Below are 20,849 nucleotides of genomic sequence, written 5' to 3'. Positions count from 1 at the left end.
GGAGACAGACATGCCCCCGCATTCCTCATGCAGGCGCGCCGCCACGCGCGCTACTCGCACATCACCACGTACCACGCCGCTGCTTGCTGCCATCGCCGCTGCCTGCGCGGCTGCCTGTGCGGTCGCAGCGTGCGGCGGCGGGCTCGCGGGCGCGAGTAGCGCCACGCCCTGGCCCGCTACCGTGAACGCGGCCAGCTATCTGCCCGAAGCGGGCAACCTGCGGCCGGTGAAGGTGGTGAGCGTGTCGGGCTCGGTTACGGGCGCGGATTCGCTGCTGAGCGGCGGCGCGCTCACGCTGAAGTACGTGGCGGGCGGCACCGCGCCCACGGTCGTGCTCGATTACGGTCAGGAAGTGGGCGGCCTGCCGACCTTCGGCATCGCGGCGCAAAGCGGTCAGCCGACGCTCTCGGCCACCTTCAGCGAAAGCCGCACGACCGCCACGACGGGCGATGTGAGCGCGGGCCTGACCGTCTCCGTCGATCCGCAGCGCACGAGCCTGTATCCCGTGAGCGGCACGGGGACGCTCAAGGCCAGCGCCGTGCAGGGCGGCGAACGCTACGAAACGCTTTCGCTCGCCACGCCTGGCGAAGTGACGCTCAACAGCGTCGGCATCCAGTCGCTTTATTCGGCGCCCACCACGGCCACGCGCGGCAGTTTCGTTTCCAGCTCCGATGCGCTCAACCGCATCTGGACGGCCGGCGCGTACACGGTGGAGATGAACCGGCTGGCGGCGACGGCGCTGCCGCTCGCATGGCAGCCAACGGCGGAAGGCATGACGATCGGCACGAGCGGTACGGGCATCGTGCAGAAGAGCGGCACCTGGCCGTCCGATTACGCGATGGCTTTCGACGTGCGCGTGAACAGCAATAGCGCCGGCTGGACGATGCGCAACGCGAACAACCTCACGAGCCTGCGCTTCATCCTGCATTCGGCGAGCGACACGCAAGGCACGCCCGATACGCTCGAACTCGATGCGTTCAGCACCTTTGCGGGCGGCGCGGTCAAACTGGGTTCGCTGCCGGTTTCGGCGGGCATCGCGACGGGCACGTGGCATAGCGTGAGCACGTCGCTTAGCGGCAATACCGTGAGCATTACGCTGGACGGCACGGCGCTGGGTACGCTGGATGCGTCGGGCGCGACTTCGGTGTTGCTGACCAATTACGGCACGGCGGGCTTCTTCAATCTGCCGGCCAGCCAGGCCACGTATCGCAATCTCGCGATCACCGCGAACGGCGCATCGCTCTACACGAATACGCTGATGACATCGGCGGCCCTCGACGATTTTTCCGCGAACACCAATACCTTGCCTTTACTGATCGACGGTGCGAAGCGCGACCGTACGGTCTGGTCCGGCGACATGGCGGCGCAGGCGCCCACCTTGTTCTATACGACCGCGCAAAACGATGCGGTTGCCGGATCGCTCAAGCTGCTCGGCAGCTATCGTCTCGCGAGCGGCGAAGTGTCCACCACGCACAGCCCGCAAGACCCGTTGATCTCGACGGCGGCCGATCCTTATGGTTCGGCGAGTTTTTATTCGACGCAGTATTCGATGTACTTCGTCACGGTGCTGCACGATTACTACCTGTTTTCAGGCGATTCTGCGTTGCTGTCGTCGCAATGGGCGGCCGTGCAGGGCGAGTTGGCTTATCTGCAAACGCTGGTCGATTCGAATGGCCTGATTGCCGTCAATGCGGGCAATGCGCAGGACTGGTTGCCGAATTTCGCGAGCCCGGTAGTGGGCGAAGTGACATCGACGAATATGTTGTACTACCAGGTATTGAGCGATGCCGCCGAGCTGGCGAGCGCAGTGGGCGATGCAAGCACCTCCGCGACCTATTCGCAGCGCGCTGCTGCGCTGAAGCAGGCGATCAACACGCATCTGTATAACGCGGCCAGCGGCTATTACGGCATGAGTGCGACGAGCATGAACGCGGTGGCGCAGGACGCCAATGCGCTCGCGGTGGTGACGGGCGTGGCGTCGCAGGACAGCGCCGCGAGCCTGCTTTCGACGCTCGCACAACGGCTCGCGAATCAGTATGGGCGGCTCGCGTTTTCTTCGGACAGCGGGCGTACGGCGGTCGTGAGTCCGTTTGCGAGCGATATCGAAGTGCGCGCGCGTTTTGCGAGCGGCGACACGCGCGGCGCGCTGGGTCTGATCGGCACGCTCTGGGGCAACATGATCGCGGATGGCGATCACTACACGGGTACGGTGTGGGAAGCGCTTGGCACCGATGGCGCGCCGGTGAGCGCGCAGACGAGCCTCGCGCACGGCTGGGCTTCGGGGCCGACGGCGGCGCTCTCGCGCTACGTGCTCGGTGTGCGGCCGGCTGCGGCGGGTTTCAAACAATGGCTGATCAAGCCGCAAACCGGCGATCTGCAGTGGGCCGTGGGCACGGTGCCGACGCCTTATGGCGCGGTGTCGGTGAAATGGGGGCGGCCGCGAGGCGGCGCGTTCCGTATCGACGTGACCGTGCCGTCCGGGACGACCGGAACCATCGCGCTGCCGGCTGGCGGGACGGTCAAGGTCAATGGGGCGGTGACGGCTGCTGCGTCGTCGTCGAGCCTCGATCCGGGCGCGGTCGCGAGCGATGGCACGGCCTGGCAGTATCTCAACGGCATCGGGCCGGGGAGTTATTCGATCGTAGTGGGCGAGTAAGACGAAGGAGAACCGGCGCGCTGGCTTTTGTGCCGTTGCGCGGGCGCCGGGTGCGGCCGCTGGCGCTTGCGCTGTGCGTGGCGCGGCGGCGTCAGCTTTCGCGCGCCGCGCAGATGGTCATGCAGCAGGTGATCGCCGCGATGGAAAGCCTGGCGGCGGCGGGTTCCGTCGCGCTCGCCGAGCCGGAACCGGTGCGCAAACGCAGGTAGCGTTGGCGTGGTGCGCGTGCCGGCGTATCAGGCACGCGACATCCGACATCAGGCATGCAGGGCGTCGATCGTGCCGTGCGCGCGCAGCCAGTTTTCCCGGCGCCGGAACAGATCGGGCACGGCCGCGTTGGCCTCGGCGATCAGGGACTGCAGATCGCCGGTGCACAGTTGACCTTCGTCCACCACGATGCGTCCGGCCACCATCGTCATCGCCACGTCGCCGCCTTGCACGGCATGCACGAGGTTGTGGTGCAGATTGCCGTCCGCGCCGCCGAGCAGAGGTGTCATGCGGGGCGTGTCGGTGCGCACGGCGATCAGGTCGGCCTGCTTGCCCACTTCGATCGAGCCGGTCTGTGCATCGAGCCCCAGCGCGCGCGCCGCGTCGATGGTCGCCATGCGGCACACCGGCCACGCGCCGAGCGCGGACGCATCGAGTGTCGAGAGTTTGGCCAGCAGCGAAGCCGTCTTCATTTCCTCGAACATGTCGAGGTTGTTGTTCTCCTTCTCGCCATCCGTGCCGAGTCCGACCGCCACGCCGGCCGCCCGTAGTGCTTCGATGGGCGCCGCGCCGCTGGCGAGTTTCATATTGCTGACCGGGTTATGCGCCACGCCAATCCCGCGCCTCGCGAGGATGTCGATTTCATCGTCCGAAAGCCATACGCAGTGGGCGAGCAGCACGCGCGGCGCGTCGAGCAGGCCGAAACGCTCCAGCGCCTGAATCGGCCTGACGCCATAGCGTTTTTGTGTTTCTTCCACGTCGAAACGGCTTTCGTTGCTGTGCGTATGAAAGCCCACACCGTAACGTTGGCTGATGTCGATCGCGCGTTGCCAGGCTTTCGGCGTGGCGTAAAACATATGTTCGAGGCCGACCCAGACGTTGATGCGCCCATTCGCGCCGCCGTGCCATTGCTGGATCAGCGCTTCATTGTTGTCGAGCGTTTCGAAATAATCGTGATCGGGATGTTCCGCCACATAGGGCACCAGCACGGCGCGAATGCCCAGATCGTTCGCGGCTTGCGCGCTGCCATGCATGTAGCGCCACATATCGACGATGGTGGTCGTGCCGGATAACAGCGCTTCGGCGTAGCACAACTGCGAGGCAATGTGCGCTTCGCGCGGCGAGACGACCCGATGCATCGGATCGATATAGCGCTGCAACCACTCCCACACGGGCAAGCCTTCCGCCGTTCCGCGCAACAGGCCCGAATGCGCGTGCGTATTGATCAGGCCGGGCATCAGCAGCCGATCCTTGAGCCGCTTGACGGGAATGCCGGGGTGATTCGCAATCAGATCGGCCGCAGTGCCTGTGGCTGCGATTTTTCCATCGCCATCGATCAATACGGCGGCGTTGGACAGGATGGTGTTGTCGGCGTCCATCGTCAGAAGATGGTCGGCGTGAAGGATCAGGGCGGGCATGGAGAAACCTGTCGTTGGAAAGCACTGCTGAGTGATTGACTGGCCATTGCGCGCATTTTCGGCGGGTGGAATCGATATGTAAAAATGGGATCTATCAGAAACGGAGATAGATCCGATGCAACTCTCCCTCGATCAACTGGAGGTGTTCGTTATTGCGACGCGTGAACCGTCGTTTTCCGCGACGGCGCGGCGCCTGGGCAAGGCGCAATCTGCGGTGAGCACGGCGATCGGAGAACTCGAGATCGATCTGGGCGTGACGCTGTTCGATCGTCGCGGGCGTTATCCGGTCCTCACACCGGAAGGCGAGGCGCTGTTGTCCGAGGCCGAGGCCATCCTCTCGCGTTGCGTTGGGCTCAAGGAGCGCGCGAGCGCACTCACGGGCGATCTGGAAACGCAGATTGCGATAGGCGTCGACGATGCGTTTCCTGGAGCCGCGCTGGCCCCGATCCTCGCGAGCCTGCCGGGCAGATTTCCCGCTGTTCAGGTCGACATTCGTCAGCCTTCCGATTGCGATCTTCTGGATATGGTGATGAAGGAAAGCGTCTCGCTCGGGTTGGGTTGCACACGCGCGCAATATCCTGCGGGCATTGGATTTTGCCGGTTAGGGCAGGTCGCGTTTGTGAATGTCGTGCATCGCGACCATCCGCTGGCGCGGTATGAAAGCGTGCGTTTTGCCCAGTTGTCGGATCATCTGCATCTGCAATTGATGGGGCAGAATCGGCATCTTCTGACTGCGGAATATTTGAAGTCGCCCAGGACATGGACGGTGCAAAGTCACACGATCCTGATCGATCTGCTGAAGAGCGCTGCCGGTTGGGCGAGCGTGCCGCGATGGTCGGTGGCGAAGGAACTCGCTGGCGGCGAATTGGTGGAGTTGCAGCTTGAGGCCTATCCGTTCACCGAATGGACCGTTGGCCTCGATTTGCTCTGGAAGGCGGAATCCGGACCGGGCGCGATCGCGCTCTGGTTGAAATCCGAACTCATGCGTACGCCGTCTTTTGTCTGATGATAACCGCAAAAAAAATTACTAGACGACCGGTCGACTACGTGTCATAGTTCGACCCATGGAAACGACCAACACCTCTGAAACCGCTGACGTTCGCGAGAAGATCATCGCGATCGGGCAGAGCATCATCGGCGCGAAAGGCTTCGCTGCGGTGGGCTTGAGCGAGATTCTCGCGGCTGCCGGCGTGCCGAAGGGGTCGTTCTACTATTACTTCGCGTCGAAGGACGCGTTCGGCGTGGCTTTGCTCGAAAGCTATTTCGAGGATTATCTCGCCGAACTCGATAAGACACTGAGCCTGCCCGGCATGAGCATGGCTGGGCGGTTGATGCAGTACTGGCAGGTTTGGCGCGAAACGCAGTCGTTCTTCGACTGCCAGGGCAAATGCCTCGCCGTGAAACTGGGCGCTGAAGTGGCCGATATGTCGGAGCCCATGCGGGCAACGCTCAATCGCGGCACCGCCGGCGTAGTCGAGCGGTTGGCGCGGGCCATCGAGGCAGGCGCTGCGGAAGGTTCGCTCACGGTCGATGCCGAACCGCGAGTGGTGGCGCAAAGCCTTTATCAGCTTTGGCTCGGGTCCAGCGTGATGGTCAAGATCGTGCGCAATCTGCAGCCTTTCGAGGTCGCACTCGAAACCACGCGTCGCACGCTTCATCTGCCGGCCTGATCGGCGCAATAAGGTTTTCCGGGCACTTCTTCCGAAGTGCCTTTTTTAAGGCCCGGTTACTAGACGACCGGTCTACTATTTGGGGCAAATGGCCTCGCTTGACGGAGCAACAACATGAAAGTCCTGATGGTTCTGACCTCGCACGATCAACTGGGCAATACGGGCCGCAAGACGGGTTTCTGGCTCGAAGAACTGGCCGCGCCGTACTACGCGTTTCAGGACGCGGGCGCGCAGATCGTCCTCGCTTCGCCGCTGGGCGGCCAGCCGCCGCTCGACCCGAAGAGCGACGAGCCGGCCTTCCAGACCGAGCTGACGCATCGCTTCCAGGCCGACGCTGTAGCGAAGGCGCAACTCGCGGCCACCGTGCGGCTCGATAGCGTGTCGCACGAAGACTTCGACGCGGTCTTCTATCCGGGCGGCCACGGCCCGCTGTGGGATCTGGCCGAAGATCCGGTTTCGATCGCGCTGATCCAGTCTTTCTTCGCCGCCGGCAAGCCCACGGCGCTGGTCTGCCACGCGCCGGGCGTGCTGCGCCACACCAAGGCGCCGGATGGGCGTCCTCTCGTGGAAGGCCGCAAGGTAACGGGCTTCACTAATACCGAAGAAGAAGCCGTGGGCCTGACCGACGTCGTGCCGTTCCTCGTCGAGGACGAATTGAAGGCGAAGGGCGGTGTGTATTCGAAGCTCGACGACTGGGCGCCCTATGTCGTCACCGACGGCGTGCTGATCACCGGCCAGAATCCGGCGTCGTCCGGTCCGGCCGCGATCGAGTTGCTCGCGCACCCGGCGCTCAACGTCCAGCGCTAAAAACGAGGGCCCGGCACAGGGCTCCGTCGATCTGATCGACCACTAACTTTCACGCAGCGCGGGCTGACGGGCCCGCCGCCTCTCGCAGTCCGTTTCAAGGAAAAATTATGCAGCACTCCGAATTTTTCAAATCCGTGGCGCTCGGGCCGTATCGGCTCAAGAACCGTATTGTGCTGCCGCCGCTCACGCGTCAGCGCAGCGCGCGCGAAGGCGACGTCGCCACCGATCTGATGGCCGCGTACTATCGCCAGCGTGCGAGCGCCGGTCTGATCGTGAGCGAGGGCACGCAGATCGAACCGCGCGGTCAGGGCTATGCGTGGACGCCCGGCATCTACAGCGCAGACCAGATCGCCGGTTGGCGCAAGGTCACTACTGCCGTGCACGAAGCGGGCGGCATCATGTTCGCGCAACTCTGGCACGTGGGCCGCGTATCGCATCACGCGCTGCAGCCGAATGGCGCGGCGCCGGTTGCACCATCGGCAATTCAGGCTGAAAAAGCGAAGGCGTTTATCGCCACCGGGCCCGACACGGGCACGCTGGTCGCGCCTTCGATGCCGCGTGCGCTGACCCAGGCGGAAATCGGCGAACTTGTCGAACTCTATGCTCAGGCCGCGCGCAATGCGCTCGAAGCCGGTTTCGACGGCGTGGAAATTCACGCGGCCAACGGTTATCTCGTCAATCAGTTTATTTCGGCGCATTCGAATCAGCGTGAGGACGAATACGGCGGTTCGCTGCAAAACCGTCTGCGTTTCCTGCGTGAAGTGGTTGAAGCGGTGGCGAAGGTCGTGGGTCCTGGCCGCCTGGGTGTGCGCTTTGCGCCGCTGTTCGCCAGTACCGATGAAGATCGCGTGTATATCGGCATGGTCGAGGACGATCCGCATCGGACTTATATCGAAGCCATCAAGATTCTCGACGAAATCGGCGTGGCTTATCTCTCGATCGCGGAAGCCGATTGGGACAATGCGCCGGATCTGCCCGACGATTTCCGCCGCGCCGTGCGCGAGACTTTCCGGGGCCGCATTCTCTATGCCGGGCGCTATACGGCTGAGCGCGGCGCGCGACTGCTGGAACGCGGGCTGGCGGATCTCATTGCATTCGGCCGTCCTTTTATTGCGAACCCCGATTTACCCGCGCGTATCGCCAATGGCTGGCCATTGAATGAAGTCGACGCCGCAACGCTGTATGGCGGCACGGAAAAAGGCTTTACCGATTACCCGGTCTATAGCGAATCCCAACATATCGTTAGCGAAGAGGTTCTGTGATGAGCAAGAACGTTGAAAACAAGGTTGTGCTGATTACCGGCGCGAGCAGTGGCATTGGCGCGGTGACTGCGCGTCATCTCGCGGCGTTGGGCGCGCACGTGGCGGTCGCCGCGCGGCGCACGGATCGGCTCGACGCGCTGGTTGCCGAAATCGAAGCGGCGGGCGGGCGTGCAAAGGCGTACGCGCTCGATGTCACCGACAAGACGCAGGTCGAGAGCGTGGTTGCGGGTGTCGTCAACGATTTCGGTCGTCTCGACGTGCTGATCAACAATGCGGGGCTCATGCCGATTCGTCCGATGGCGGAAGTGAACACGGACGAATGGGACGCCATGATCGACGTGAATATCAAGGGCGTGCTGTATGGCATTGCGGCGGCGTTGCCGCGATTCATGCAGCAGCAAAGCGGCCATTTCATCAATCTCAGCTCTGTGGCGGGCATCAAGGTATTCGCGCCGGGCGGCACGGTTTATTCGGGCACCAAGTTCGCTGTGCGGGCCATTTCCGAAGGGCTGCGGCAGGAAGTGGGCGAGAATATTCGCGTGACATCGATCGAACCGGGCGCCGTGGATAGCGAACTTAAACTCATTACCACGGGGACGGCGCAGCAGACCGTACTCGACTTTTACAAGCAGGCGGTGCCGGCCGAGTCTGTTGCGCGCGCAATTGCTTTCGCGATCGAGCAACCGGCGGACGTCGATATCAATGAGATTGTGATTCGCCCGACGCGGCAGGAGTTCTAGTCTCTCAGCAATCGGCAGCGCTGGTTAATGAATTGCGCTCACACAGGTGTAAAGCCTGTGTGGGATTGTTGATCCGGAAACCAGCGCCTTTGCTGCACTGTCCGGACTTCTGTTCGAAAGCGCGGCATCATCTGGACAATTCCTGAGTCGATGCCCATTCACGAATGGCCTCGCTAAACAGGCGCAAAGCGGTGGGTGGATGGCGGTTGGCAGGGTAGTAAAGGCATAAGCCCGCGAAAGACGGACTCCACTTGGGCAAAAGGTCCAGAAGCCTGCCGCTGGCCAGATGTTCGGTAATGCTGTGCTCCGGCACCCACGCGACGCCAATGCCGGCCAGCGCAGCCTCCACCATCATATTGATGTTGCCGAGCGTCATCGGGCCTTGCACATCGATCGATGTTTCGCGGCTGCCTTTTCGCAAATCCCAACGATAGATTTTTCCGCTTTCGAATCGAAAACGGATGCAGCGGTGTTTCAATAAATCCGCAGGCTTTTCGGGCTTGCCGAACTTGCCGATATATTCGGGCGAGGCCACGGCGGCAAGGCGAATGTCGGGGCCAAAGCGAACCGCAATCATGTCGCGCGGCACGTCTTCATGAACGCGAATGCCCGCGTCGAAACCTTCCGACACGACATCCACCAAACGACTGTCGATAACGAATTCGACGTGAATGTCGGGATACTTTTCCAGAAAGTCCGGCAGCACGTTGAGCAACAGCAGTTTGGCGCCGGATTCGGGCGCATTGATACGAATCGAACCCGATGGGCGCGCGCGTGACGAAGCAGTTTCTTCAAGCGCTTCCTCCAGGTCGCTCAATGCCGTACGCACGCGGGCGAGCAGACGCTCTCCGGCTTCGGTGAGTGATACGGCGCGGGTCGTGCGATTCAGCAGGCGAACGCCCAGGCGCGCCTCCAGACCCTTCATCGCGTGACTCAATGCCGATGGCGACACTTCCAGCGTGCGCGCGGCAGCACTGAAACTGCCGCTGGCCGCGACGGCAACGAAGGCATTCAGTTCAGAAAAACCGGCGCGGAGCATTGATGAATTCCTCTCATAAAGTCATGAAGCTGGGCGTCTATTGTTGAGGCCTATTGCCAATCCTACAATGTCTGCTCGACGCGTGCCCTGGCGGGCGCGTGGCATTCCGCTGGTGACCGAGTGACCGAAATCCATTTTCGTTATGAACGAAACAGAGCGAGCTTTGCTCGGCGAGCGATATCGCGTTCTCTCAACACGATTTGACGCGCTATGGGATCGCAACGTGCCTGATGCCACCGCAGAAAAAGACGAACTCGCCGCCGCGCTGCAAGAAATCGAAGCGCGTCTTTTTCCGCCTGCTGAATGATGAATGGGACGCGTCGGTAATGAATGGCGCGCCGGAAACAAAGATGAAAAATACTGCTGTATCCAGTACCCAGACGCAATACGCGCCGGCTTTCGACGAATCGACATCGCATCCACTAAGGATATTGCTGATCCTCAGTGCGTTGATGGCATTCGCCTCTATTTCTACGGATCTCTATCTGCCTGCGATGCCGGAAATGGCTCGCAATCTGCATGCAAGCGACGGCGAAATCGAACTGACTGTTTCGGGGTTTCTCGTCGGGTTTAGCCTTGGTCAATTGGTGTGGGGCGTGATTAGCGACCGCTGGGGCCGTCGTCTTCCCATCACACTGGGGCTTGTGCTTTTTATCATCGGCTCGATCGGATGTTCGATGTCGCACAGCGCCGTCGCATTGATTGCGTGGCGTATCGTGCAGGCAATTGGCGCTTGCGCCAATGTCGTGCTCGCGCGTGCCATGGTGCGCGACCTGTATGCGGGGCACCGCGCAGCCAGCATGATGTCGACGCTCATCACCATCATGGCCGTCGCGCCGCTGATTGGCCCGAGCGTAGGCGGTCAAATCCTGATCTGGTCGTCCTGGCGAGCGATTTTCTGGACGCTCGTTGTGGTGGGCATCTTGACGCTGCTTTCTCTCATCTGGCTGCCCGAAACGCATCCAGTCGAGCGACGTAATCAGGATTCGTTGATCAAAGCATTCTTGCGTTATGGCGAGCTTCTGGCGAACGGACGGATCATGGGGTATGCGGGCGTTGGCGCGCTGTTCTACGGTGCCATCTATGCCTATATCGCCGGGACACCGTTCGCTTATATCACCTACTATCACGTGCCGCCGCACTGGTACGGCATCTTGTTCGGAGTCGGTATCGCCGGAATCATGGCGACCAATATGATCAATGCACGCATCGTTCGGCGTTATCGCAGCGACGCTATTTTGACGTATGGCTGCATCGGAGCAGCGCTTGCCGCGTGCGTGCTTTTTATCGACGGTTTGAGCGACTTTGGCGGTCTCTGGGGACTTGTGATTCCGCTATTCGTTATCGTTTCGTCGACTGGGTTTGTTGTCGCAAACGCTATTGCGGGCGCGTTGCATGTCGCTCCCGAACGGGCAGGGTCACTGTCCGCGTTTATTGGTGCAACTCAATACGGCACAGGAATTGTGGGTTCGGGTCTGGTGGGGTTTTTTGCAGACGGCACGCCAGTGCCGATGGTGTCGGTCATAGCCGCACTCTGTATCGGATGCGCGGCATGTGCATTGTTCATACTCAAGAAAAATAAGGGTGCCTAATTATTCAATAAGGCATAAGTGCAGCAGCCTCAACTTATGCCTTATTCAACACATCACTTCACACACCGAAACCCTGCATAAACGTATTGGTATCTCGGTTGAAACCAGTTGCGGAAGGTGGACCTGAGCATGCACGCGGCGGTGCGCGACGAACCGCCTTTCATGGCGTAATGTTGACCGTCGAAGAAGTTCGCCGAATAACCTTCGTAGAACGGAAACGCTTCGAAGCCCGGCAGCGGCCCGAACACCGTCGACGTCCATTCCCAGCCGTTGCCGTAGAGTCCTTCGACGCCCCAAGTGCTCGCGCTATCGGGCGTTGCGTCCACGGCGACAGGGTTCCAGTTGCGGAAATCGAAGTTATCGGTCGCGCAGGGCAGTGCGCCATGCGCGGCGCGCTGCCACTGCGCTTCGCTCGGCAAACTCGCTCCGCGCCACCGCGCATAGGCCGCCGCTTCGGCGTGACTGACATAAACAGGCCAGCACAGCGGCAGCGGCACATCCTCGAACATCGTGCGCTGACGCCAGCCGCTGGCGCTATCGTGCGCATCGTCGCGCAGCCAGAACACCGGATGCTCGATGCCCTCCGCTTCCTTCCACGCCCAGTTGGCGTCGTCCCACAACGCCTTGCGCCGATATCCGCCATCGTCGATGAATTCGAGGAAGGCGCCGTTCGACACCATATAGCGATCGATCTCGAACGCCGGCACTTCCACCTGCTGCTCGCCGAATTCGTTATCCCAGCCAAAGACGCCGCGCTCGCGCGTCATGCCGAGTTCGGTGCGCCCGGCGGGCACGTTCACCATCGCCGGCGCTGCGGAATAAAGATGATCGGCGAATTCGCGCGCGTCAGCCGGCATTTGTTTGTAGGCGAACGGCAGCTGGTGGAGCATGTAAGCCAACGTCTCGACGTGCATCAGCCGATGCTCGATCGCCACGTTGAGCAATTGGGCTGGCGTGTCGTGCTGCGGCGCGTCATGCGGCAGATCGAGCGCGGCGATCTGCGCGTCGATGCGCGCACGCGCGTCGCGTGCATACTCGCGTACCTCGTTCAGACGCGGCCAGTCTGCGGGCGTATCGGTGGGAAAACCGCCATCGACGGGATCGATGCCGAAGGCGAACAACTGGTCGAGGCGCGCATCGGCGGACGGCAGATGGAACAGGCGCTGATCGAACAGATTGCGATCGAACGCTTCGAGATGGCCGATATAGAAAACGATCCGGTGGCGCTCGCGAATCGGGCGCTCGTAGAGGAATTCGGGCTTGACGATATCGAACAGGGCGTCGCTGGCGGCGCGGGCTTCGGCGAGCCGGGCGGCGAGCGTAGGCGTGAGCGGGAGCTGCATTGCGGCGAGTCTCCTGACTTGAGCGGGTTTTTGAGACTGTAACCGCTGCGCAGGAGTTGTGCCAACGCGCTGTCAGACGCTATAACGGACGCGCCGCCCGGCCGGAGCCAGGGCGGCGCGCCCCGAAAAACCGCCTGTCTGGGCTTTAGAGGTGCTTTAGACCTTCGAGGTCGATGATGCGGATAAGTTTGCCCTGCGCATCGATCAAACCGCGCTTTTGAAATCTTGACAGGGTACGGCTGACCGTTTCGAGCGTCATGCCAAGATAGCTGCCCATATCTTCACGCGTCATGCGCAGATTGAATTCCGCATGCGAATAGCCACGCAGGCCGTTGCGTTCGGACACGTCGAGCAGGAAGGCGGCCACGCGTTCGTCGGCGGACAGCGAGCCGAGCACCATCATCTGCGACGATTCGCGGATCAGCTGGTCGCTCATGAGGCGGTGCAGACGGTCCTGCATCGCGCCGGTTTCGCGGCACATATGCTTGAGCGCCGAGTAGGGAATGATGCACACGGAGCTGTCTTCGAGCGCCACGGCGCTCCAGTTGTGATGATCGGTGCTGATGCCGTCGATCCCCAGCGGGTCGCCGGCGAGGCGCAGGCCCGTGACCTGTTCACGGCCGTCGCGGTGCGCCATGACGGTCTTGAGCGAACCGGAGCGCACGGCGTACAGCGTGTCGAACGGGTCGCCCGCGCGATACAGCGCTTCGCCGCGGCGCACGCTGCGCGCGTTGCAAATCAGTGCTTCGAGTTTGGGGAGATCGTCGAGCGCCAGACCTTGAGGCATGCAGAGATGACGCATCGCGCAGCTCGAGCAGCGCGCCGTGGTGCGCGGGCTGGCTGCAGGCGTACGGCTGGCGCGGCGCACGGTGGTGTGATTGACGACGGTCGAGGTCAGCATGTCTTGCTCCTTTGATCGGTTTCGGAGCATTCTTGACCGCGAACAAATCTTAAAAAGGCGACAAAACGCCGCGCTTTTGAGATGCCGGCGCTTGCGCCTTGTCAGAAGCCGCTTTCGCGGAAAATGACCAAGCGCAAGAGGTTGCAGAAAGGTGCGATTCGACCGCTTATCTTTTTATTCCGCGTCCGTTTCGGGCGTTCCGGCGGCGCTCGGGATCAGCAGGACGGGCAGGGTCGACTGACGCACGCAACGCTCGGCCACGCTGCCCAGGATCAGACGCTGGAAACCGCGCCGTCCATGCGTGCCCATCACGATCAGATCCGCGCCTTGCGCTTTCGCGGCGTCGAGCACGAGCGTGGGCACGTCGTCGAGCGATGAAGCCTCGCCCGTCACCATGCCGCCTTGCACGCCGTGCGCGCTCATCGCCTTGTTCATGTCTTCGGCCAGCTCGTTGCCCTGGGCGATCATCTGGTTGCGCAGGATCGACGGGTCGTAACCGGGTGCGTCGAAATACATCGGCGTGTTTTCGATCACGTAAAACGGCTGCAGGATCGAGCCCATCGCTTTCGCCAGATCGAGTGCGGCTTCGAATGCGCGGCGCGACGTAGCGCTACCGTCGACCGCGACCAGAATGCGTTTGTACATGGAACCTCCGCGTGAGTTGAACGGGGATGCGCGCCGCCTGGCCTTGCGCCAACAGGCGTGCGCGGTCTGTATCGATTTCTTTTGAGCTTAATGGATCGGCTAAAAAGATGCAGCGCCGCTGTATGAAATGTGGAAGGCGGATGAAGGAGATCAAGAGGTCGGCGTCGGCAGGCCACAGGCAGCGTCTGTCAGGATAAGCTGAGGCGCCGCCGAGGCGCGATTCCGGCGCGCTGCCGGGTCATGGCATTTCGTCGGGTTGCGCCGCTCTCGCCTGACCGTTATCGTTGCGTCTCTTTCGCATACCCGCGGCACTCCCGCGCCGCAGCATCCCGATCCGTGACTTCTACCCATTCCCCCTTGCCGTTTCGCGACGCGCTGCTGGCCATGCTCGGCATCGGCCTCGTCAATATGCTGGTCGCGCTCGATCAGACCGTCGTCAGTACCGCGCTCCCGTCGATCGTCGCCGAATTGCACGGCTTTGAGTATTACGCGTGGATTGCGAGCGCCTATCTGCTGGCGTCGGTCGTGACCGTGCCGGTGTTCGGCCGGCTCGGCGATTATTTTGGCCGCAAGCGTTTCGTGCTGGCGGCCGTGATCGTGTTCACGGTGGCGTCCGTGCTGTGCGGTCTGGCGACCGATATGCGTTTTCTGGCGGCGGCGCGCGCCTTGCAGGGCGTGGGCGGCGGCATGATGGTCGGCACCGCGTTCGCCTCTATCCCCGATCTGTTTCCCGATCCGCGTGCGCGCGTGCGCTGGCAGGTGGTCATGGCGGCGGCTTACGGGATCGGCACGGCGGCGGGGCCGTCGCTGGGCGGCTGGCTTTCCGAGCACTTCGGCTGGCGTTCGACCTTCATGGTCAACCTGCCGGTGGGCGCGCTGGCGCTGTACTTCATCTGGGCGCATCTGCCGGCGTATCGTCCCGCGCGCACAGGCGAGATTCGCATCGACTGGACTGGCGCGGTGCTGGTCGCGCTCGTGCTGGGCGGATTTCAGACCGTCATTGAGGCCGTGCCGAAGGATGGCCTCACGACCGCCAATCTGGTGCTGATCGTACTCGTGGCGATTGGCGCGGCGGCTTTGCTGATCTGCGAGCGGCGCGCCACGCATCCGATCATCCCGCTCGATCTGTTTCGCGATCCGCAGCTCGTCACGCTGTTTACCTTGTCGACGCTGTCCGGTTTCGTGATGTTTTCGCTGATTTTCTTCGCGCCGCTGCTGCTGCAGGGCGGTTTTGGCCTTTCGCCGCAGCAGGCCGGTCTGCTGGCGACACCGATTGCTGCGTGCATTGCGCTCGGCAGTCTCGTCAACACGCGCATCGTGATTCACCTGAAAAAGCCGACCGCCATTCTGAGCGTCGGCTTCGGCCTGCTGGTGGCGGCGTCGGTTGGCCTCGCGTTCACCACGCGCGACACCTCTTATATATGGCTCGAACTGTCGATGGCCGCAGTCGGTATCGGGCTCGGCTTCATCCTGAACAATCTCAATATTTTCGGGCAGGAAATTGCCGGGCGCGAGCGCTTCGGCATTACCACCGCGCTGCTGCAATCGACGCGCATGGTGGGCGGCATGCTCGGCACCAGCATCGTGGCGACGATCGTGAACCATCGCTATGCGGCTGGCATCGGCGACGCGCTTGCCGTGCTGGGTGCGCCGGGTGCGGCGCGCTGGCAGCCGCAGCTGTCCGATCCGCGCGTGCTGATCGATCCGGCGCTGCGCGACGGCCTGACGCTCCATATGAAAGCGGCAGGGCTCGACGGCGCGGCGCTGATCGAGGCGGTGCGGCACGTGCTGGTCGACGCCATTCATCTGGGTATCGGCCTGACCGGTCTGGCGGCGCTCGTTGCGGCGCTGTGCGTGCGCCGCATCTCGCATATCCGCTTCAGCCGCGCCGCAGCGCCTGCTAATCCAGCAAAAGATTCCGAGAAAGATTCCGCAATCAATCCTGCTAAATCTGACTGAGTGTGGTTTTTATCTCACCCGAATCCGGGGCGGGCGGTCCGTCCGCTGCGGTGGTTTCTGCCACCTTTGGCACAATTCGTCAGACAAAAGCGTAAACTCGCTTGACGGGGTGCCACGGACCGCCTGCCGGAAACAGGGTCGATTCGAACCTTCTCTGCCCAGCGGGATCAAGCAGCGTCCGCCATCTGGCCGAACAGCGCATTACGCGTTTGCGTGCTGACGGCAATTTCCAGCGCCACCGCATTCTCCACGCCAATGCGCACCGGTGCGCCCAGACGGCTGACCTCAATGCCGGTGCGGCGCAGCATGCGCTCGATCGGCGTGGTCGTCACGGTGACGTAGCGGGAAATCGCCATACGGTCGGCAAACCAGACCAGCGAATGGATCGCGCGCATCGTCACATCGGCGAAACCGAAGGCGTGTTCGTTGCTCGATTCGATGGCGAAGCGGCTCAGTTCCCAGATGTTGCGCCCCGTTGGCGCATCTTTGCCGTGTAGAAGCTGCGGGAAGGTGTCGCGCAGCATGTTGGGGCCCTCGGTGGGCATCAGGCGCCAGCAGCCCCTCACTTTGCCGCCGCCGTCCTGGATCAGCATGTAGTGCGGGCCGAGCGCGTCGTACCCGTCGATCTCCATCCCGGCGATGGTGGGAATGTCCCAACCCATGCGGTCGCGGAAAACCCGCGCACGCAGCCGGTACATTTCGTTGATGTCCTCGTTGTCGAATTCCTGACGCAGTCCGATCCGAATCGCAGCTTGCATGACAACTCTCCCTTTTTGGTGTGGAGGGGGCAGCGGTATGGATCGAAAGCTATGCGTTATGAATATAAAAAAACACCTATCCAGATAGGTAGGTGCGGAGGGAGGGGGAGTTCTGGAGAATGGCTGGGCGGCGTCACTCAACAGGCATATCTGACAGCGAGATACAAAATGGAACTTCTGGACAATCAATGGCAGGCGGGCACGAACTCCCTTCACAATGCAGGGGACCTGTCGTCGGTAATCGACCGTGTCCTGATCATCGCGTATCGGAAAAAGAAGAAGGAAAGCCAGCGCCGCTTCTGGGCGCGCTTTGGCGTTACGCAGTCGCGTGGCAGCCGTTTTGAATCGGGCGCGGAAATTCCGCCGCCGGTCTCGATTCTGCTGGGGCTCTACTTCAACAAGACGATTTCCGACGGCGATCTGGGCCGCGCCGAGCGCGTGCTACGCCGCCCGGAACTGCCGTCGTCGATGATGATGCTTAGCCCGGGTCAATAAGACCCATCTGGGTAGCAATCACGGCGGCCGCCCGCCGTGAATTCACGCCGAACTTCCCTCGAATATTTTTCATGTGGAAGTTCACGACTGCTTCGGAGCAGTTGAGAATGTGCGAAATTTCCCAGGTGGACTTGCCGAGCGCAGTCCACTTGAGGCATTCCTTTTCGCGCGGCGTGAGTTTCGGGATCAGCGACTGGGCGTGGTCGTTCAGATGTCGCTGACTGGTGTCGAGCACCAGATCCCGCAGCAGCACCAGATTCGGCAGCGCACGATTGACGTCCTGCCAGAACGAGTCCGATGGGCTCGCGTCATTGACGAAACACAGCATGCCCGCCTCCTGGCGCGGGCCATGGATCGGCAGGGTAATGCCGGCGCGCAAGCCATGCGAGCGCGCTTCTTCATACATCGATTGCTGCTGCTCGGTGGCGAACAGTTCCGGCGACCAGATCAGCGGCGACGATCGCGTCGCGCAATGCGTGACGGTCGGATCGAAATACGCCATGTTGTGGTCGCTATAGCTTTGTCGCCAGGCGTTCGAATAGTTCGTCCGGATGAACGCGTCTTCGAGCCGCATACCTGGACGCGGCAGGATCGCCAGCATGACCTGGCCGAAACCCCACGAACTGGCGAGCTGAGACACCGCGTCGAACCACGCCGAATCCTCGGGCGCATCCAGTACGGATGACATCTGCTCAATGAAATGTAGAGGCACGTCAAGACTCTCCATCGGCGGTGGGCCAGACCGCAGGCGTCACACGGGCGAGCTGCTGCCCTCGCTAGCCTCGCTTCTTATGATGTAACAATTTATCACTAAATTCTGCAATGATCGTCTTTATCCCGCAGGGCTTCAGGCTTTACGCCAGGGATTTCCCCCTTCTTTCGGGAAAATCCCAGGCGGGTTTCAGGCCGTTGCTGAACAAAAGTGCCGGTTTTAGCCCGTCCGGGCGGTCGGGAATCGCGAGTAACGAAACGCGGCGGAATTGCATTTCCGCTTTCATTGCCGATTTCGTAAATCGCTAAATCGTATTTGGCAATAATCGCGGCAACCCAAATTGGCTAAATTGCGCGGACATCAAAAATCGCCGAATGCATTTTTGTGCAGCGGCGATTTTTTTATTCAAAACGCATAACTTTTTGGCGATTCGCGCCAATCTGTGAAAAATGCGACAGACCCGCATGACGAAATGGCGTCGTCATGCGGGCGGCGCGAATCTCGGCGCTGCGGCGGCGCATCAATTCTTGCGATGCAGTTCGAAGATGCGGGACGGGCGCAGATGATTGATCGCGAAGTGCAGGCGGCCTGGGCTGCGACGCTGTGGAACGTCGCTGGAGCCCGCAAATTGATCTTCGGATGCTTCGCGCGTGGCTGGCGCGCTCATGCCCAGATCCACGGCTTCGAAATCGGCCTGCGGGAAAAATGGCATGCGATGCGCGAGGCCGCGGCTGTCGAAACCGGCCAGGCCGTCGCCGCTTTCGGGCACGCTGTCGTCGAGCGATGCGTTGCTCGTGGTCACTTCGTCCGGGCCGATCGCGCCGGCGCCCGCGAGCCGGGCGGCTTCGCGGTTCTTGCCGTCGGTGTCGACGGTGCTGTCGTGAGTGCGGTCGTTATGCGACTCGGCGCTATGCGGGCGGACCGTCGGGGCGGGCATGTCGGCTGGGCGGCGGGTGCCATCGGAAGGAGCCATGGTTTCGTCCTCCATGAAAAGACGCAGAAGTGTCTGTTAAAGCCTCATTGCCGACGTCGCGCAAGAGGCGTTCCGGAGCCGCCGCCATAAACCCGCTGCGAACCCAATATCCGGCGGAAAAGCAAGCCCGGCCGCCAGGAAAACGCTTCCAGCCGCCGCGGTTTTTTTTCGTTGGATCGCCTTATTTTCTGGGAGTATGATCCTCTTTCAACGAGTTGGCGCGCTTTAGATAGACGGCCCGAACGAAGGGCCGCGCTGTGGCTTTGCCGCACGATCCTGCACGCGCCTACAAAAACGGACAAGGCAAGCAGGGGCGGACGAGACACATGCACTTCGACGCTGCATTCACGCATCGCGGCTATTTGCTCAATTGCGCACCGGCACGCACCGGCGACGGCGCTTATCAACCCTACGTGGTGATATCGCGCTCGAGCGACGGCGAACTGGTGGCCAACCGTTTCTTTCCCGCCGAACTGCGCTTTTCCGACGAAGCCGACGCCATCGCCCACGCGCGCGACTGGGCCGTGCGCTGGATCGATGCGAGCAGCGTGACGCTCTGAGCCGCCCAAAGGGCGCTTCGGCGAACTCTCCCAAAAAGCGGTAACCTCTGGGGTCGATTCACTCCTGGACGGCGCACCTTCGCCGCCGCCGCGTCACCATGTCAAATGCCGCTTCCCCCGACTGGGGCCTCGAACAGATCGTCGCCGATCTGCGCGCGTCGCGTGAAGAACGTCATCGCACGCGCCATCCGCTGGGTATCCGCGAACTGCCTTCGCGCGAAGCCGTGGTCAACATCGTCGCGGGCCTGCGCGCCGCGCTCTTTCCCACGCACTACGGCGCGCCCGATCTCACCGACGAAAGCGTCGATTACTACGTCGGTCATACGCTCGAAAGCACCTTGCGCCTGCTGGCGGAGCAGATCCGCCGCGCGCTGCGCTTCCTGCCCGAAAACGCCGAAGCCGGCGACGATGTCCTGCGTGCACGTGCCTTCGCAGTGGCGCGCGAATTCGGCCATCAACTGCCGGACATTCGGGCGTTGCTCGTCAGCGATATTCAGGCCGCGTTCACGGGCGACCCCGCTGCGCAGCACATCACCGAAATTCTGCTCTGCTATCCGGGCGTCTGGGCCATGACGCACCATCGGCTCGCGCATGCGCTGCATCGTCTGGGCGTGCCTTTGCTCGCGCGCTTCATCAACGAGATCGCGCATTCGGCGACCGGCATCGACATTCACCCAGGCGCGCAGATCGGTTCGAGCTTCTTTATCGATCACGGTACGGGTGTGGTGATCGGCGAAACGGCGATCATCGGCGAGCGCGTGCGGGTCTATCAGGCGGTCACGCTGGGTGCGAAGAGTTTCGCCGCCGATCTCGACGGCACGCTCGTGAAGGGCAATGCGCGTCACCCGATTGTCGAAGACGATGTGGTGATCTACGCGGGCGCGACCATTCTCGGGCGCGTGACGATCGGGCGCGGTTCGGTGATTGGCGGGAATGTGTGGCTCACGCATAGCGTGCCGGCAGGCAGCAGCGTGCGCCAGGGCAAGATCCGCGAGATCGAGCGCGGCAACGAAGCGCCCTGAAGAAAACCCCTTGTTTTAAAGGGTCGCGCGGGACATTGCAGTCTTGAAGTCCCGCGCGTGTCTTGAAGTTTCCGATCGGAAAAACGCGGA

21 protein-coding genes are annotated in these 20,849 nt (G+C 62.0%); 12 read left to right on the top strand and 9 right to left on the bottom strand.

All coding sequences use genetic code 11. The features are described from left to right. Window positions 1–10 precede the first annotated feature (10 nt). Both G3N59_RS37300 and G3N59_RS11835 read left to right on the top strand, forming a co-directional pair. The gene (locus G3N59_RS37300) at window positions 11–2,656 is read left to right on the top strand and encodes an alpha-L-rhamnosidase C-terminal domain-containing protein (protein ID WP_205982796.1); all 2,646 of its coding nucleotides are present in this window, start codon (window positions 11–13) and stop codon (window positions 2,654–2,656) included. 29 nt (window positions 2,657–2,685) lie between these two features. After that, a complete protein-coding gene (locus G3N59_RS11835) occupies window positions 2,686–2,865 on the top strand; it encodes a hypothetical protein (RefSeq protein ID WP_205982795.1) in 180 nt (59 codons plus the stop codon). A gap of 48 nt (window positions 2,866–2,913) precedes the next feature. Here G3N59_RS11835 and G3N59_RS11830 read toward each other — a convergent pair whose 3' ends face one another. Then, a complete protein-coding gene (locus G3N59_RS11830) occupies window positions 2,914–4,281 on the bottom strand; it encodes an amidohydrolase (RefSeq protein ID WP_205982794.1) in 1,368 nt (455 codons plus the stop codon). A 115-nt stretch (window positions 4,282–4,396) separates the two neighbouring features. Here G3N59_RS11830 and G3N59_RS11825 point away from each other — a divergent pair, with 115 nt between their 5' ends. The 5 genes from G3N59_RS11825 (at window position 4,397) to G3N59_RS11805 (ending at window position 8,760) form a co-directional block, all read left to right on the top strand. Beyond that, complete coding sequence (locus G3N59_RS11825) at window positions 4,397–5,287, top strand: LysR family transcriptional regulator (protein ID WP_205982793.1); 891 nt, start codon at window positions 4,397–4,399, stop codon at window positions 5,285–5,287. A gap of 58 nt (window positions 5,288–5,345) precedes the next feature. Further along, window positions 5,346–5,951, top strand: coding sequence for a TetR/AcrR family transcriptional regulator (locus tag G3N59_RS11820; RefSeq protein ID WP_205982792.1), 606 nt, complete (start codon window positions 5,346–5,348; stop codon window positions 5,949–5,951). A gap of 114 nt (window positions 5,952–6,065) precedes the next feature. After that, complete coding sequence (locus G3N59_RS11815; RefSeq protein ID WP_205982791.1) at window positions 6,066–6,758, top strand: type 1 glutamine amidotransferase domain-containing protein; 693 nt, start codon at window positions 6,066–6,068, stop codon at window positions 6,756–6,758. A gap of 107 nt (window positions 6,759–6,865) precedes the next feature. After that, window positions 6,866–8,020 carry an alkene reductase gene (locus G3N59_RS11810; RefSeq protein WP_205982790.1) on the top strand — a complete coding sequence of 385 codons (1,155 nt, stop codon included), beginning with the start codon at window positions 6,866–6,868 and terminating at the stop codon, window positions 8,018–8,020. Further along, window positions 8,020–8,760: an SDR family oxidoreductase gene (locus G3N59_RS11805; protein WP_205982789.1), complete on the top strand. Its 741-nt coding sequence runs from the start codon at window positions 8,020–8,022 to the stop codon at window positions 8,758–8,760. Before G3N59_RS11810 ends, G3N59_RS11805 begins: the two co-directional genes overlap by 1 nt. A 127-nt stretch (window positions 8,761–8,887) precedes the next feature. Here G3N59_RS11805 and G3N59_RS11800 read toward each other — a convergent pair whose 3' ends face one another. Next, window positions 8,888–9,799, bottom strand: coding sequence for a LysR family transcriptional regulator (locus G3N59_RS11800; protein ID WP_205982788.1), 912 nt, complete (start codon window positions 9,797–9,799; stop codon window positions 8,888–8,890). 230 nt (window positions 9,800–10,029) lie between these two features. On the opposite strand from G3N59_RS11800, the gene G3N59_RS11795 reads away from it, so the two are divergent. Then, a complete protein-coding gene (locus tag G3N59_RS11795; protein WP_241023384.1) occupies window positions 10,030–11,391 on the top strand; it encodes a multidrug effflux MFS transporter in 1,362 nt (453 codons plus the stop codon). 53 nt (window positions 11,392–11,444) lie between these two features. Here G3N59_RS11795 and G3N59_RS11790 read toward each other — a convergent pair whose 3' ends face one another. From G3N59_RS11790 to G3N59_RS11780, 3 genes are all read right to left on the bottom strand, one after another. Beyond that, complete coding sequence (locus G3N59_RS11790) at window positions 11,445–12,734, bottom strand: SUMF1/EgtB/PvdO family nonheme iron enzyme (RefSeq protein ID WP_205982787.1); 1,290 nt, start codon at window positions 12,732–12,734, stop codon at window positions 11,445–11,447. Window positions 12,735–12,879: 145 nt separating this feature from the next. Continuing rightward, the gene (locus G3N59_RS11785; protein WP_205982786.1) at window positions 12,880–13,635 is read right to left on the bottom strand and encodes a helix-turn-helix domain-containing protein; all 756 of its coding nucleotides are present in this window, start codon (window positions 13,633–13,635) and stop codon (window positions 12,880–12,882) included. A gap of 174 nt (window positions 13,636–13,809) precedes the next feature. Next, entirely contained in the window at window positions 13,810–14,280 is a 471-nt protein-coding gene (locus G3N59_RS11780) for a universal stress protein (RefSeq protein ID WP_205982785.1), read from the bottom strand. A gap of 384 nt (window positions 14,281–14,664) precedes the next feature. Here G3N59_RS11780 and G3N59_RS11775 point away from each other — a divergent pair, with 384 nt between their 5' ends. Beyond that, window positions 14,665–16,239: an MFS transporter gene (locus tag G3N59_RS11775; protein ID WP_205982956.1), complete on the top strand. Its 1,575-nt coding sequence runs from the start codon at window positions 14,665–14,667 to the stop codon at window positions 16,237–16,239. A 167-nt stretch (window positions 16,240–16,406) separates the two neighbouring features. Here the strand turns inward: G3N59_RS11775 and G3N59_RS11770 are convergent, their stop codons facing one another. Continuing rightward, window positions 16,407–16,997, bottom strand: coding sequence for an acyl-homoserine-lactone synthase (locus G3N59_RS11770; RefSeq protein ID WP_205982784.1), 591 nt, complete (start codon window positions 16,995–16,997; stop codon window positions 16,407–16,409). A 168-nt stretch (window positions 16,998–17,165) separates the two neighbouring features. On the opposite strand from G3N59_RS11770, the gene G3N59_RS11765 reads away from it, so the two are divergent. After that, a complete protein-coding gene (locus tag G3N59_RS11765) occupies window positions 17,166–17,492 on the top strand; it encodes an XRE family transcriptional regulator (RefSeq protein WP_205982955.1) in 327 nt (108 codons plus the stop codon). Here the strand turns inward: G3N59_RS11765 and G3N59_RS11760 are convergent. From G3N59_RS11760 to G3N59_RS11750, 3 genes are all read right to left on the bottom strand, one after another. Continuing rightward, complete coding sequence (locus tag G3N59_RS11760; RefSeq protein WP_205982783.1) at window positions 17,476–18,180, bottom strand: LuxR family transcriptional regulator; 705 nt, start codon at window positions 18,178–18,180, stop codon at window positions 17,476–17,478. The genes G3N59_RS11765 and G3N59_RS11760 overlap by 17 nt on opposite strands. 166 nt (window positions 18,181–18,346) lie before the next feature. Further along, window positions 18,347–18,490: a hypothetical protein gene (locus tag G3N59_RS11755; protein WP_205982782.1), complete on the bottom strand. Its 144-nt coding sequence runs from the start codon at window positions 18,488–18,490 to the stop codon at window positions 18,347–18,349. Window positions 18,491–18,724: 234 nt separating this feature from the next. Continuing rightward, the gene (locus tag G3N59_RS11750; RefSeq protein WP_205982781.1) at window positions 18,725–19,177 is read right to left on the bottom strand and encodes a DUF3005 domain-containing protein; all 453 of its coding nucleotides are present in this window, start codon (window positions 19,175–19,177) and stop codon (window positions 18,725–18,727) included. A 326-nt stretch (window positions 19,178–19,503) separates the two neighbouring features. Here G3N59_RS11750 and G3N59_RS11745 point away from each other — a divergent pair, with 326 nt between their 5' ends. Continuing rightward, window positions 19,504–19,737, top strand: coding sequence for a hypothetical protein (locus G3N59_RS11745; RefSeq protein ID WP_205982780.1), 234 nt, complete (start codon window positions 19,504–19,506; stop codon window positions 19,735–19,737). Window positions 19,738–19,835: 98 nt separating this feature from the next. Beyond that, window positions 19,836–20,759, top strand: a complete 924-nt coding sequence (gene epsC / locus G3N59_RS11740; RefSeq protein WP_205982779.1) for a serine O-acetyltransferase EpsC — start codon at window positions 19,836–19,838, stop codon at window positions 20,757–20,759. The last annotated feature ends 90 nt before the right edge of the window (window positions 20,760–20,849 follow it).

It is taken from the genome of Paraburkholderia sp. Ac-20340, from assembly GCF_017104965.1.
Classification (GTDB): Bacteria; Pseudomonadota; Gammaproteobacteria; order Burkholderiales; family Burkholderiaceae; genus Paraburkholderia.
This window is presented reverse-complemented; position numbering and strand designations above follow the sequence as displayed.

Bases quoted from the DNA above. Each gene is read 5' to 3' on its own strand.
- G3N59_RS11805 (WP_205982789.1), top strand. From the start codon at position 8,020: ATGAGCAAGAACGTTGAAAACAAGGTTGTGCTGATTACCGGCGCGAGC.
- G3N59_RS11830 (WP_205982794.1), bottom strand. From the start codon at position 4,281: ATGCCCGCCCTGATCCTTCACGCCGACCATCTTCTGACGATGGACGCC.
- G3N59_RS37300 (WP_205982796.1), top strand. From the start codon at position 11: ATGCCCCCGCATTCCTCATGCAGGCGCGCCGCCACGCGCGCTACTCGC.
- G3N59_RS11820 (WP_205982792.1), top strand. From the start codon at position 5,346: ATGGAAACGACCAACACCTCTGAAACCGCTGACGTTCGCGAGAAGATC.
- epsC (WP_205982779.1), top strand. From the start codon at position 19,836: ATGTCAAATGCCGCTTCCCCCGACTGGGGCCTCGAACAGATCGTCGCC.
- G3N59_RS11815 (WP_205982791.1), top strand. From the start codon at position 6,066: ATGAAAGTCCTGATGGTTCTGACCTCGCACGATCAACTGGGCAATACG.
- G3N59_RS11780 (WP_205982785.1), bottom strand. From the start codon at position 14,280: ATGTACAAACGCATTCTGGTCGCGGTCGACGGTAGCGCTACGTCGCGC.
- G3N59_RS11810 (WP_205982790.1), top strand. From the start codon at position 6,866: ATGCAGCACTCCGAATTTTTCAAATCCGTGGCGCTCGGGCCGTATCGG.
- G3N59_RS11800 (WP_205982788.1), bottom strand. From the start codon at position 9,799: ATGCTCCGCGCCGGTTTTTCTGAACTGAATGCCTTCGTTGCCGTCGCG.
- G3N59_RS11775 (WP_205982956.1), top strand. From the start codon at position 14,665: ATGCTCGGCATCGGCCTCGTCAATATGCTGGTCGCGCTCGATCAGACC.
- G3N59_RS11755 (WP_205982782.1), bottom strand. From the start codon at position 18,490: ATGAAAGCGGAAATGCAATTCCGCCGCGTTTCGTTACTCGCGATTCCC.
- G3N59_RS11790 (WP_205982787.1), bottom strand. From the start codon at position 12,734: ATGCAGCTCCCGCTCACGCCTACGCTCGCCGCCCGGCTCGCCGAAGCC.
- G3N59_RS11785 (WP_205982786.1), bottom strand. From the start codon at position 13,635: ATGCTGACCTCGACCGTCGTCAATCACACCACCGTGCGCCGCGCCAGC.
- G3N59_RS11745 (WP_205982780.1), top strand. From the start codon at position 19,504: ATGCACTTCGACGCTGCATTCACGCATCGCGGCTATTTGCTCAATTGC.
- G3N59_RS11765 (WP_205982955.1), top strand. From the start codon at position 17,166: ATGGAACTTCTGGACAATCAATGGCAGGCGGGCACGAACTCCCTTCAC.
- G3N59_RS11825 (WP_205982793.1), top strand. From the start codon at position 4,397: ATGCAACTCTCCCTCGATCAACTGGAGGTGTTCGTTATTGCGACGCGT.
- G3N59_RS11760 (WP_205982783.1), bottom strand. From the start codon at position 18,180: ATGTCATCCGTACTGGATGCGCCCGAGGATTCGGCGTGGTTCGACGCG.
- G3N59_RS11795 (WP_241023384.1), top strand. From the start codon at position 10,030: ATGCCACCGCAGAAAAAGACGAACTCGCCGCCGCGCTGCAAGAAATCG.
- G3N59_RS11770 (WP_205982784.1), bottom strand. From the start codon at position 16,997: ATGCAAGCTGCGATTCGGATCGGACTGCGTCAGGAATTCGACAACGAG.
- G3N59_RS11750 (WP_205982781.1), bottom strand. From the start codon at position 19,177: ATGGCTCCTTCCGATGGCACCCGCCGCCCAGCCGACATGCCCGCCCCG.